11 protein-coding genes are annotated in these 12,739 nt (G+C 53.8%); 10 read left to right on the top strand and 1 reads right to left on the bottom strand.

The window, feature by feature from the left end; translation table 11 throughout:
• The first annotated feature begins 128 nt into the window (after positions 1-128).
• From nifD to PSTEL_RS20140, 8 genes are all read left to right on the top strand, one after another.
• Positions 129-1,586, top strand: coding sequence for a nitrogenase molybdenum-iron protein alpha chain (gene nifD, locus PSTEL_RS20175; protein ID WP_038698122.1), 1,458 nt, complete (start codon positions 129-131; stop codon positions 1,584-1,586).
• Positions 1,583-3,142, top strand: coding sequence for a nitrogenase molybdenum-iron protein subunit beta (gene nifK, locus PSTEL_RS20170; protein ID WP_038698120.1), 1,560 nt, complete (start codon positions 1,583-1,585; stop codon positions 3,140-3,142). Before nifD ends, nifK begins: the two co-directional genes overlap by 4 nt.
• 196 nt (positions 3,143-3,338) lie before the next feature.
• Complete coding sequence (gene nifE / locus PSTEL_RS20165; protein ID WP_245624994.1) at positions 3,339-4,739, top strand: nitrogenase iron-molybdenum cofactor biosynthesis protein NifE; 1,401 nt, start codon at positions 3,339-3,341, stop codon at positions 4,737-4,739.
• A complete protein-coding gene (gene nifN, locus PSTEL_RS20160) occupies positions 4,729-6,057 on the top strand; it encodes a nitrogenase iron-molybdenum cofactor biosynthesis protein NifN (RefSeq protein WP_038698118.1) in 1,329 nt (442 codons plus the stop codon). Before nifE ends, nifN begins: the two co-directional genes overlap by 11 nt.
• A complete protein-coding gene (gene nifX, locus PSTEL_RS20155) occupies positions 6,032-6,430 on the top strand; it encodes a nitrogen fixation protein NifX (RefSeq protein ID WP_038698116.1) in 399 nt (132 codons plus the stop codon). The genes nifN and nifX overlap by 26 nt, the downstream gene beginning before the upstream one ends.
• Positions 6,414-6,974, top strand: a complete 561-nt coding sequence (locus PSTEL_RS20150; protein ID WP_038698114.1) for a DUF269 domain-containing protein — start codon at positions 6,414-6,416, stop codon at positions 6,972-6,974. Before nifX ends, PSTEL_RS20150 begins: the two co-directional genes overlap by 17 nt.
• Before the next feature lie 80 nt (positions 6,975-7,054).
• Positions 7,055-7,810 (top strand): HesA/MoeB/ThiF family protein, encoded by a 756-nt coding sequence (locus PSTEL_RS20145; protein WP_038698112.1) that lies wholly within the window; start codon positions 7,055-7,057, stop codon positions 7,808-7,810.
• Positions 7,807-8,952 (top strand): homocitrate synthase/isopropylmalate synthase family protein, encoded by a 1,146-nt coding sequence (locus tag PSTEL_RS20140; RefSeq protein ID WP_038698110.1) that lies wholly within the window; start codon positions 7,807-7,809, stop codon positions 8,950-8,952. Before PSTEL_RS20145 ends, PSTEL_RS20140 begins: the two co-directional genes overlap by 4 nt.
• A gap of 108 nt (positions 8,953-9,060) precedes the next feature.
• Here the strand turns inward: PSTEL_RS20140 and PSTEL_RS20135 are convergent, their stop codons facing one another.
• Positions 9,061-9,915 (bottom strand): SDR family NAD(P)-dependent oxidoreductase, encoded by an 855-nt coding sequence (locus PSTEL_RS20135; protein WP_038698108.1) that lies wholly within the window; start codon positions 9,913-9,915, stop codon positions 9,061-9,063.
• A gap of 210 nt (positions 9,916-10,125) precedes the next feature.
• Here PSTEL_RS20135 and PSTEL_RS20130 point away from each other — a divergent pair, with 210 nt between their 5' ends.
• Both PSTEL_RS20130 and PSTEL_RS20125 read left to right on the top strand, forming a co-directional pair.
• Positions 10,126-10,566 (top strand): MerR family transcriptional regulator, encoded by a 441-nt coding sequence (locus PSTEL_RS20130; protein WP_052098717.1) that lies wholly within the window; start codon positions 10,126-10,128, stop codon positions 10,564-10,566.
• 322 nt (positions 10,567-10,888) lie between these two features.
• Positions 10,889-12,586, top strand: a complete 1,698-nt coding sequence (locus PSTEL_RS20125; protein WP_038698106.1) for a glycoside hydrolase family 13 protein — start codon at positions 10,889-10,891, stop codon at positions 12,584-12,586.
• Positions 12,587-12,739 lie beyond the last annotated feature (153 nt).

Here is a 12,739-nt window from a genome sequence, read left to right as displayed (position 1 = left end):
CTTCGCATAACAATACAATTTATCCGGCGGATGGAGTGGGGAGACGATCATCCGCCGAGAGTAAGGCGAACGTGGAAAATGCCGCAAGGATGCAGTCATGCTGCTAAATGAAAAAGGAGGTTCAACGAATGGGACTGGATATTGAGGCTAATAAAAAACTAGTTGAAGAAATTCTGGAAGCCTATCCCGATAAAGCAAGGAAGGATCGCAAAAAGCACTTTCAGGTAAACACCGAGGAATCGAAAGAAAGCTGCAGCTGCTCCCTGAAATCGAACATTAAATCCCGTCCGGGCGTAATGACGCCACGCGGCTGCTCCTATGCCGGTTCGAAAGGCGTAGTATGGGGCCCGATCAAGGACATGGTTCACATCTCCCACGGCCCGATCGGCTGCGGACAGTACAGCTGGGGTACGCGTCGCAACTATGCAAACGGCACGCTCGGCATCGACAACTTCACCGCTATGCAGATTACCAGTGATTTCTCCGAGACGGACATCGTCTTCGGCGGCGACAAGAAGCTGGAAATCATCTGCCGCGAAATCAAGGAAATGTTCCCGCTGGCAAAAGGGATCTCCGTACAATCGGAATGTCCGGTCGGTCTGATCGGCGACGACATCGAAGCGGTATCCAAGAAGATGAGCAAGGAGCTTGACATGCCGATCGTTCCGGTCCGCTGCGAAGGCTTCCGCGGCGTCAGCCAATCGCTTGGTCACCATATTGCGAACGATGCTATCCGCGACTTCGTTCTCGGCAAAGCCGATCTGAAGGAAACAGGTCCTTACGATGTTAATATTATCGGTGACTACAACATCGGCGGCGATGCTTGGGCTTCCCGTATCCTGCTGGAAGAAATGGGCCTTCGCGTTATCGCCCAATGGTCCGGCGACGGCACGCTGAACGAGCTGGAAATTGCCCATAAGGCGAAGCTGAACCTCATTCACTGTCACCGCTCCATGAACTACATGGTTGACCATATGGAGAAAGCTTACGGTATTCCGTGGTTTGAATATAACTTCTTCGGACCTTCCAAGACCTATGAAAGCCTGCGCGCCATCGCCGCTATGTTCGACGAGAAGATTCAAGAGAACTGCGAGAAGATGATCGCCAAGCACAAGGTTGAAATGGACAAAATCATCGCCAAGTACAGACCTCGTCTGGAAGGCAAGAAAGTGCTGCTGATGATCGGCGGTCTGCGTTCCCGCCATACAGTGGGCGCATATGAAGATCTGGGCATGGACATCGTGGCTTCCGGTTACGAATTCGCCCACAAGGACGACTATGAAAGAACCTTCCCAATGATGCAGGAAGGATCGATCATCATGGACGACCCGACTGCATACGAATTGGAAGAACTGGCTCAGAAGATGGGCGTTGACCTCGTAGGCTCCGGCGTCAAGGAGAAATACGTATACCACAAGATGGGCATTCCGTTCCGTCAAATGCACTCTTGGGATTACAGCGGTCCGTACCATGGTTTCGACGGCTTCAAGATTTTTGCCAAGGACATGGATATGACCGTGAACAGCCCGATTTGGGGCCTGATGAATAAGAAAGAAAAGGTTCAACCAGAGGGGGCGAGCATATGAGCAAGGAAAGATTGAATATTCCGGATTATAACACACTGTTCACGGAAGAACGCTTTGTTCAGCAACGTGAGAACAAGAAGCAGTTCGAAGCGCCTTGCAGCGCGCAGGAGACTGCCGAAGCCCTCGCTTACTCCAAGTCTGCAGAGTACCTGGAGAAGAACTTTGACCGCAAAGCGGTTGTTATTAACCCGCACAAGGCCTGCCAGCCGCTTGGCGCCATGATGGCCGCTCTCGGATTTGAGAAGACCCTGCCGTTCGTTCACGGCTCCCAGGGTTGTAACTCTTACTTCCGCAGCCATCTGAGCCGTCACTTTAAAGAGCCGACGCCGGCCGTTTCCTCCTCGATGACTGAAGACGCAGCCGTATTCGGCGGTCTGAGCAACATGGTTGACGGTCTGGAGAATGCAGTCGCTCTGTACAAACCGGATATGGTTGCTGTCTGTACGACTTGTATGGCGGAAGTTATTGGTGATGACCTGTCGGCCTTTATCGGAACAGCTCGTCAAAAAGGAGCCATCGCTCAGGACCTGCCGGTTACATTCGCGAACACTCCGAGCTTCATCGGTTCGCATACCACAGGTTACGACGCCATGATCAAGAATATCCTGAGCCAGCTGTATGAGCGTTCCGGTCTTCAAGCTGCTCCGGGAACAGGCGAAGAAAGCGGCGAGAAGCTGAATGTTCTGCTTGGATTCGAAGGATACACCGGCAACTTTGCCGAGATCCGCAAAATCCTGAACGCATTTGATACGAAATACACCCTCCTTGGCGACCATAGCGGCAACTTCGATTCCCCGGCTACCGGCGAATACGAGTACTACTATGGCGGCACCAAGCTGGATGATGTTCCAAAGGCTGCTAATGCTCTGGGTTCGCTCGTACTTCAGAAATATACGCTGAAGAAGACCCAGGACTTTATCAAAGGCACCTGGAAACAGCAGGTTTCCGCAATGTCGACTCCGCTGGGCGTCAAAGCGACCGACAAGCTGCTTGAAGCGATCAGCGAGCTGACAGGACTTCCGGTTCCTGCATCCCTGATTGAAGAACGCGGCCGTGTCATTGACGCTTACACCGACAGCCATCCTTATCTGCATGGCAAGCGTGTATCGCTGGTAGGCGACCCCGACCTTCTGATCGGTCTGATCGGATTCTGTCTGGAAGTCGGCATGGAGCCGGTTCACATCCTCTGCTCCAATGGCGATGTGGAATACAATGATGTGAAGTTCAAAGAAGAAGCCGAAGCTCTGCTGGCCTCAAGCCCGTTCGGTTCCGAAGCTACCGTCTATGTCGGCAAAGACTTGTGGCATCTGCGCTCGCTGCTGATCAACGATCCGGTTGATCTGGTAATCGGCAGCTCGCATGTGAAGTTTGCTGCTAAGGATTCGAACACGCCGCTCATTCGCGTAGGCTTCCCGATCTTTGACCGTCATCATATGCACCGTAATCCGACTATCGGATACCAAGGCGCGCTGAATCTTCTGACTTTGATCGTCAACACTGTTCTGGAGCAGTTGGACAACAACAATTCCGGCTTCAACTACGACCTGGTCCGCTAATCAAAGAATACAGGGAGCAGATTTATCTTGGATAAATCTGCTCCCTCATCCTATTTTACAGCATAATCCGTGTTATAAATAATCCCATATACGGTATGAAAATCGGACATTTTGATGTAAAATTTTCAGTAGAATGCCTCCTTTCATTCCGTTTTCATGGCATTTGTCATATTTTCTGCCGGTTTGGTATGTCACAATGAAAGCACTGATCCTTAGCGAAGGAGTTGATGATCCGATGGAGCCTATTCGAAAAGAGGAATTCGATGATCAGGCCTGCGGGAGCCAGGCTCCCAAATCCAAGCCTTGTCCACGGCCGAAGCCGGGCGAGGCAGCCGGAGGTTGCTCCTTCGACGGAGCGCAAATTACACTGCTTCCTATTATGGATGCTGCGCATCTCGTGCATGGACCGGTCGCTTGCGCCGGCAACAGCTGGGAAAGCCGGGGCAGCCTTTCGAGCGGGCCCACCCTCTCCCAATATGGATTTGCAACGGATCTCAGTAACAACGACATCATTTTTGGCGGGGAAAAAAAGCTGAAAGACAGTATTGATTATATTGCCGGGCGTTTTGCGCCTCCGGCTATATTTGTATATGCGACCTGCGTCACCGCCCTGATCGGTGAAGATATGGACGCCGTCTGCAAGGAAGCGTCCGGTCGCCTTGGAATTCCCGTTGTCCCCGTGAACGGCCCCGGTTTTGTCGGAAGCAAGAACCTCGGCAACCGGCTCGCGGGCGATGCGCTGCTCCAATACGTCATCGGCACGGGTGAACCCGAGCAGGAGACGCCGCTCGGCGTCAACCTGATTGGCGAGTATAACATCGCCGGCGAGATGTGGGAAATCGAGAAGCTGATGAACCAGGCGGGAATTACCCTATTATCGCGTATTACGGGCGATGCCCGGTATAAGGAGATTACCTGGGCTCACCGGGCCAAGGCCAACATGGTGGTGTGCAGCCGTGCGCTGCTGGGCTTGGCGAAGCAGATGGAATCGAAATACGGCATCCCTTATTTCGAAGGATCATTCTACGGAGCGAAGGAGACGACCTATTCGCTGCGCCAGATGGCATATCTGTTGAACGACAGGGAAATGGAGCGCCGGGTCGACCGCCTCACCGAACGCGAAGAGAACCGGCTGTCGCATGACCTTCGGCCATACCGCAAAATTCTGAAAGGCAAGAAGGCAGTGCTCTATACCGGAGGCGTCAAGAGCTGGTCTGTCATCTCCGCTCTGAAAGAGCTTGGCATTCAGGTGGTCGGCGTCGGAACGAACAAGAGCTCCGACGAGGATGTTCAGCGCATTGCCGACCGGGTCAGCGATGATACGGAGTATATCCCGGAAGGCGGCGCCTCTCGGATAATCAAGACGGTTAGAGAGCGCAAAGCGGATATCATGATCGCTGGCGGACGGAATATGTATGTCGCGATGAAAGAACAGATTCCGTTCGTAGACATTAACCAGGAACGTCATAAAGCTTATGCAGGTTACGAAGGATTGCTGCGGCTCGCTAAGGAATTGGTCGATTCACTCGACAATCCGATCTGGAGACTCGCATCCTCTCCTGCGCCGTGGGATAAGGAGGATTCCTATGACCGTTAAGAGACGTAGCAAGCCGGTATCGGTGAATCCTCTCAAAATCGGGCAGTCGCTGGGGGGCATCCTTGCCATGCAGGGCTGTTACCGGGCAATGCCGATTGTTCATGGCTCACAAGGCTGCTCCGCCTTTCCCAAGGCTCTGTTGACCCGCCATTTTCGCGAACCGATCGCGGTTCAGACCTCCGCCCTTCAGGAAATGGACGTGATCTTTGACGCCAACCGCAATCTGGAGGAAGCAATTAACGCCGTCCTGTCCAAGCACCGCCCCGACATTATCGGCATCATCGGTACAGAGCTGACAGACGTAGCGGGCGTGGATTATCAGAGCATGCTGAAGTCGTATAAACGAGAACGGAACATGCGGGGTGGGCTTGCCTTTTCCGTCACATTGCCCGATTTTCGCGGTTCTCTGGAATCGGGGTTCAGCGTAACGGTCGAGGCGATGATCGATGAGCTAATTCAGCAGGCAGGTCTGCGGGGACAGCGCAATGTGAATTCCCGCCAGATTACGCTGCTGCCCGGTTCGTATCTGACGCCTGGTGACGTGATGGAGCTTAAGGAAATCGTGTCCTCTTTCGGTTTTGAAGTCATCGCGCTGCCGGATATTTCGACTTCGTTGTCCGGGCATCTGCTGACCGGATTTTCGCCGCTGACAAGAGGCGGCGTTCCGCTCGATTCCATGCTGCAGAGCCTGCAGTCCGGATTGACAATCGCCTTCGGCTCCAGTATGGAGCGTCCCGCAAGAAGACTGCATAACGCGCTTGGCACGCCGTATAAGGTGTTCCAGAGCACGATGGGACTTAAGGCTTCCGACGAACTCTTTCATTTCCTTCATCAGATCAGCGGTGTTCCGGTTCCGATCCGGTATTGCTGGCAGCGGGAAAATCTGCTCGACTGCATGCTGGATGCGCATTTCCAATTTGCCGGCATGTCCGCTGTGGCAGCGCTGGAGCCCGATCATATCTGTTCGGTCTCTTCCTGGCTGGAAGAGCTTGGAGTGGAGCAGAAGGCGCTGGTTACCTCTTGCGAGACGACTGCGGTTGCCGAGATGGAGCGCGATGTATGGGTCGGCGACCTGGACGACGCCGAGGTGCTGGGCAGCGGAGCCGATCTATTGATCAGCAGCTCGCACGGCATGGCGGGCGCGGAACGCATCGGAGCGGCCCATTTGCCCGCCGGGTTCCCGATCTGGAACGAGCTTGGCTCTTATATGAATGTATCCGTCGGCTACCGTGGAGCGATGGAATGGACCAATAAAGCAGGTAATCAATTAATGAGAAGGGAGGCGGAGCACCGTGAAAGTAGCATTCGCCACAGATGATGGAATCCGGGTTAACGCCCACTTCGGACAAAGTTCTATGTTCGCCGTATACAATGTAACAAGAGGCGGAAGCGAGCTCCTCGAGCTTCGCAGAATCCCCGATATCGCAGCACAGGATGAAATGGGCAAGATCGACTCGCGGATTCAGGCCATCGAGGATTGTACGCTGATATTTATCATGCAGATCGGCGCATCGGCTGCGGCCAAAGTTACACGCCGCAAAATCATGCCGGTCAAGGTTCCTTTCGGCAGCCCGATCGAAGAGCAGGTCAAGCGGCTGGGAGAAATGCTGCAGGGCAAGCCTCCGATGTGGCTGGCCAAGGTGCTTCGGGCCGAAGAGGAAGGAGCGGAAGTCAATGGAACGAATGGCTGATGAATTCGCGGGTGTGAATGGTCAGACTCCGGAACAGGCTCCTGTTTCGCCGAAGCGCCGGACTAAACCTCTGCCCGATCCCGAGAAATCGGAACAGCTGATCCGCCGGCTAAATGATCTGCTCAGCGCCAGCGATTATTTCGGGCGCTACGCTTCCCTGACGCCGGAGGAGAAGATCTCGAAGCTGTTCCTCGCTTCTGCAGATGACAAGGCCAAGTCCGATATCAATTGCACCGTATCCGATGAAGTGCGTTCCCAGGTGCCGGTGTTGTTTCAGGCGATTGCCGGCGTGCTGGAGGAGAAGAGCGGGCTGATGATTCAGAGCTCGGCCGAGATCAATGTCGAAGGCTTTGGCCGCGGGCTGCTGTATAGCGGCCGGATTATCCTGGTGATCAAGAGCCTTCGTGCGGGCTTTCCGTTCCCGTTCACCTCACTTGCGAAGACGGTTGCTTATGGAGTGGCATGTGTAGAGGAAGGGCTTACCTTCCTGGATAAATATAAAGATCTGGCAGAAGTGCAGAGTCTTCTCAATCTGGAGGGATAAACTTCACTGTCATGGAACGCCTCCGATTCTATACTGGACGGAAATAATGAAGCCATGAGCAATAACGAAGGGGTAAAGACATGGAGCAAGGATTTATGCAGACAGTGGAGATGGAACGTTATGCACGGCAGCTTAAGCTGCTGGGTGAAGACGGTCAGAAGGCGCTGAAAGAAGCGACGGTCATGATCGCCGGTATCGGCGGACTCGGGGGTACGGCGGCCATTTATTTGGCTGCCGCGGGCATCGGCAGACTCATACTCACCCATGAAGGCAAAATTCTCCTCCCGGACTTGAACCGGCAGATTCTCATGGACTCCGATCATTTGGGTGAAGAGCGGATGAGCACGGCCATCCGGCATCTGCAGCGTCTTAATCCCGAAGTAGAAATCGAAGGCTACAATGCCAAGATCGAGGGCGGCAACGCGAAGCCCTGGGTTGAGAAAGCGGATATTGTAATTGATGCCCGCTATGATTTCCCCGAACGGTATGAGCTTAACCGGGTATGCGTTGAGGCTGGCAAGCCGATGGTTGAAGCCGCCATGTATGGTTATGAAATTTCATTGACGACTATGGTTCCCGGCGAAACGCCTTGTCTGGAATGCCTGTATCCGGGCAATCAGCCGCAGTGGGAACCTTTTGGATTTCCAGTACTGGGTGCAACTTCCGGTATTGCAGGTTGCCTGGCTGCGCTGGAAGCCGTAAAATGGATTACAAGGGTAGGGACGACCTATACCGGCATAATGCATCGTTTTAACTCACTCGACTTTACCACATACAGTGTCCGACTTACCCGTAATCCGAATTGCGCTTGCTGCGGAGAAGGAGGTAAACCGTGAAAAGTCTCAAGCTATGTGACACAACGCTGAGGGACGGTGAACAGGCGGCTGGAGTTTCATTCACGAGGGCAGAAAAGCTGGAGATCGCAAAGGTGCTGTCGGAGTGCGGTGTAGAGCAGGCGGAGATAGGTATTCCTGCTATGGGAACAAGAGAACAAGAGGATATCGCGGCCATTGCCGCGCTTGGTCTTCCAATGAAGCTCATGACCTGGAACCGGGCGCTGAGAAGCGATATCGACAAGGCGCGGGCGACGGGCGTGAACTGGTGCCATATATCCCTCCCGGTCTCCGATGTACAGCTGCGTGGCAAGCTGGGATTAGCGCCTGATGAAGGGCTGACGAAGTTGCTGCAGGCTGCGGATTATGCCCGGGAGTTTGGAATGACGGTATCGGTCGGGATGGAAGACGCTTCGCGCGCGGATATGGGCTTCCTGGTGGAGCTGGTCAATGCCTTGTACGAATCCTGCGGCATAAGATGGTTCCGGTATGCAGACACAGTATCGGCCCATCATCCGGGCCAAATGTCGCAGCGGATCAGCAGTCTCCTTGGAGCGGTGCCGAACGATGTGGAGCTTGAGGTGCACTGCCATAACGATTTTGGTCTTGCTGTGGCAAATACGCTTAGCGGCATTGCTGCCGGAGCTGTATGGGCAAGCACAACGATCGCCGGAATCGGCGAACGTACCGGCAATGCCCCGATGGAGGAAGTAGCTCTGGCGTGGCGATATTTGTATGGCGGTCATAGCGCAATCAAGGCCGAGATGTTAAAGCTGGCTGCCGATATTGTCATCTCGGCATCCGGACGCAGTGTAGGGGACGCGAAACCGATCGTCGGCAAACTCGCCTTCACGCATGAATCGGGGATTCATGTCGACGGTCTGATGAAGGACCGGGAGACATACCAGACGTTTAATCCGCGAGAAGTCGGGCGTGAGCATCAATTTGTGCTCGGCAAGCATTCGGGAACAGGCGGCATCGCGCATGTACTGAGCAAGCAGGGGCTGGAAGCGGACCCGGATACGGTGTCCCGTCTTCTTACTCGGGTTCGGGAATATGCCGAATCAAGCAAGGACAATGTCCCGGAGCCCTTGTTGCTGGAATGGCTGCGTGAGGACCGGACTCATACGCAGAATGTGGTATAACATGAAGGAATCCTAATTGCTGAAATCGAATATACGGTGCCTAACCATTAAGAAGGCCGATCAGAGGGAGAGACTGACTCCCCGATGATCGGCCTTTTAGTCTTGAACTCACTTCGCTTCCACACCTGCGAACTCCCGTTCATACACCGACTTGACCAGCTTTAGTACAGCAGGGCCACGGTCTTCGAACGGCAGCTTGACGGGTTTGCCTTTATGGAGGTAGGAGCCAGGCGGGTACTGGCTGCCCGAGACGGCGGCTTCGTACAGCAGGGATGCTCCGTGCTCGGGACCGGGGAAGAACAGCTTCATCAGCGGCTTCACGTAGAAGGGCAGCCCGGAGCGATTGCCGGGTCTCATGGTATTGTTGGGACCGGGGTCAACGCTCTGCAGCCGGATCCCTTGCGCGAAGGCGGACGGCGCGGCTTCCTTGATCCAGAGGGAGTGAGCCAGCTTGGAATCCGCATAAGGGCCGAGCAGCTTTTTGAACGTGTCGGGATGCTCCAGCTTCTCCGGGTTCAACCGTTTCACATAGTTTATAGCCGCCGAGGAGGTGCCGATTACGGTCTTCAGATCACCGGCAAGCAGCAGCTCGAGGAGTTCTGTATAAATCACGTAAGGCGCTAGAGTCTGAGTCTCGAAATGAAGCTCGCGTCCCTGCTTGGAGAAGAGCAGCTCCGGGAAGCTGCCTCCGGCATTGTTGAACAGTACGTCGATCCGGACCTCGGAGCTTTTGATCACATCAAGAGCTTGGCGCAGGCTGGTGAAATCCGACAAATCCCCCTGGTAGACGCGGAGCCTCCCCTGCTGCTGAAACTCCCTGACTCTGGAATCGTCTCTTTGAAAAGAGGAACGGATCAGGGCGATCACATCCCATCCCCGTTCGAGCAGCATCCGGGTTAGCACCAGACCGATTCCACTGTTCGCGCCTGTGATCAGCGCGGTATATTTAGCTTGTGTTTTCATCTGAATGAACCTCCTTGTGTTCTGTCTTTCGGATTGAGGCCATTCTATAACTTGGAGTCGACTCCAAGTCAAGCAGCTGAATTTCGTTCCGAATGCAAACATGAATATGGAATCTTCAGATGACCCTCCGGACTTGACTTGAAGCGGGCTCCAGGAGTTATGATAACTTCAACTGGCAGATAGCTCCGAACAAACAAAGGAGGCGGTGAAATGAGCGGAAACGAGACCTACCCGATCCGTACAGCGGCGGAAATGACAGGACTTAGCGAGGATACAATCCGCTATTATGAGAAGATTGGGCTGCTGCCCCATGCACTGCGGAGAGAGAATCGGCATCGCGTATACGACCAAGGTGATATCGAGCGCATGAATCTCATTACATGCCTGAAGAAGACAGGGATGTCGCTGGACGAAATGAGGCCTTTTTTGGACCGGCCCCGTGAGGAACTGGCGGATACCCCCGAATTATTCGATGCGCTGCAAAGACATCGGGAGAACATATTGAACCAAATGGCCTCGCTTCAGCAGATTGTGGATTTTATCGATCAAGCATTGATCCACAAGACTGCGGCTGAGGAAGAATGTACTCTGAAGGGCGACCGGAAGCGTATGCCGGTTAAGAAGGATACGGAACATGCAGTCAGAAAATGAGACGAAGAGCTGAAGCCCGAAGGAACAACGCTATTTTATGCCATATCATGCAGCAGGCGCGGCCAAAAGACTCGTGAGAGAGCTTTGGGCCGCGCCTGCTGCTGTTAATCGTCCATGACGGCCTTGATCGTAGGAACTCGACCTTGTCCACTCCACCATCACCGGTTTCGAATAGGTCGTCAGTTCATGATTCGGCTTCTTCCGCAAGGTATCGATTTTTCAATGAATGGACTACGGTTTGTTATGCCGCTTCGCCCGAACGGTTAAGATATATTGAACGTTACTGCCAGAGGGGTTACAGAACGCAGAAGGAGGCGGAGTAATGAATCCGAAATGGTGGAAGGAATGCGTCGTCTACCAGATCTATCCCATCAGCTTCATGGACTCGAACGGTGACGGCCGGGGAGACTTAAGGGGCATTATCTCCAGGCTGGATTATTTGAAGGATCTTGGTGTAGATGTGATCTGGATCTGCCCGATCTATAAATCGCCCGGCCACGACAACGGCTACGATATAAGCGATTACTGCGATATCAGCAAGGAGTTCGGCACGCTGGACGATTTCGATCACATGCTGCGCGAGATCCACTCCCGGGGGATGAAGCTGATGATGGACCTGGTGCTCAACCATACATCCCATCAGCATCCGTGGTTCATTGAGTCACGGCAGTCGAAGGACAATCCGAAGCGTGATTTTTATATATGGAGAAAAGGCAGGAACGGCGGCCCGCCGAACAACTGGGAATCGTATTTCGGCGGCTCGGTCTGGGAGTACGATGAGCGGACGGACGAGTATTACCTTCATCTGTATTCCCGGTTTCAGCCCGATCTGAACTGGGAGAACCCGGCCGTTATCGACAAGCTGCACGAGATGGTTGCCTGGTGGCTGAAAAAAGGAGTCGACGGCTTCCGGTTCGACGCGATCGCTCACATCGTCAAAGCCGAAGGGCTGCCGGACGCCCAAAATCCGAACGGAACCAAAACGGTGCGGGCCTACGAGATGTTCTCCAACCTGGAGCATGTGCATACTCTGCTGCAGAATCTCAATGATCAGGTCCTGTATTTCTATGACATCATGACGGTCGGCGAGACCTCCGGACTCGGGCCGGAGCAGGCGCTGGAATATGTCGGCGACGGTCGCCGGGAGCTGAACATGACGTTCCAGTTCGAGCATATGTATCTGGATGCGGCGTCGGCGGGCAGTGGGAAGTGGGATATTGTGTCCTGGAACCTGCCGGAGCTGAAGAAAATTATGAGCGGTTGGCAGACGGTCCTGCATGGCCGGGGCTGGAATGCCAATTATTTATGCAATCATGATCAGCCTCGCGCGGTTTCACGTTTTGGCGATGATATCCGGTACCGGGTTGTTTCGGCCAAAATGCTGGCGACCTTCCTGCACATGCTGGAGGGGACGCCGTATATGTATCAGGGCGAGGAGATTGGCATGACGAACGCCGCCTTCCAGTCGATCGAGGATTACCGCGATGTCGAAACGCTCAATTATTATGAAGAGCAGCGCAATAACGGCGTTCCCGAAGAGGAGATTATGAAGGCCATCCATAAAAAAAGCCGCGACAACGCGCGTACCCCGATGCAGTGGGATGGCGGGGAGAACGCGGGCTTCACGACAGGCAGCCCCTGGATCCGGGTGAACTCAAACTATGTGGAAGTGAACGCAAGCAGCGCGGTGAAGGACCCGGATTCCATCTATCATTATTATAAGAACCTGATTGCACTGCGCAAAAAGCATCAGGTTATCGTCTATGGCGAATACAAGCTGCTGCTTCCTCTGCATACCGAAATCTATGCATTCACGCGGACGTTGGAGGATAAGCAGCTGCTGATCATACTGAACTTTTTTGACCGGAACCCGGTCTTTGAGCTGCCGCAGGAGATATCCCCGGACGGTATGGAGCTGCTGATCTCCAACTATCCCCAGGATAAGAGCGAAGATCTGCGCCAGCTCACCCTTCGCCCTTACGAGGCGAGAGTCTATCTGAAGACGGTCGCTTTGGCGTAGCGGGTTCCTTTTTTTTGAAAAAAGATGAGGAATTTAGCATTCCCTTTCTCCCGAATGTTTTTTGTCCAGAGGCTTGAAAAGTGACGGTTTACTTTGAGTTTGCGGCCAAAAGACGATACAATAAGCGGTACATTTGCAGATCTATAGATAAAA

Origin of the sequence: Paenibacillus stellifer (assembly GCF_000758685.1) — a bacterium.
GTDB classification, from domain to species: Bacteria; Bacillota; Bacilli; order Paenibacillales; family Paenibacillaceae; genus Paenibacillus_AQ; species Paenibacillus_AQ stellifer.
Note: the sequence above shows the minus strand (reverse complement) of the source record. Positions and strands in the feature narration are given on the sequence as shown.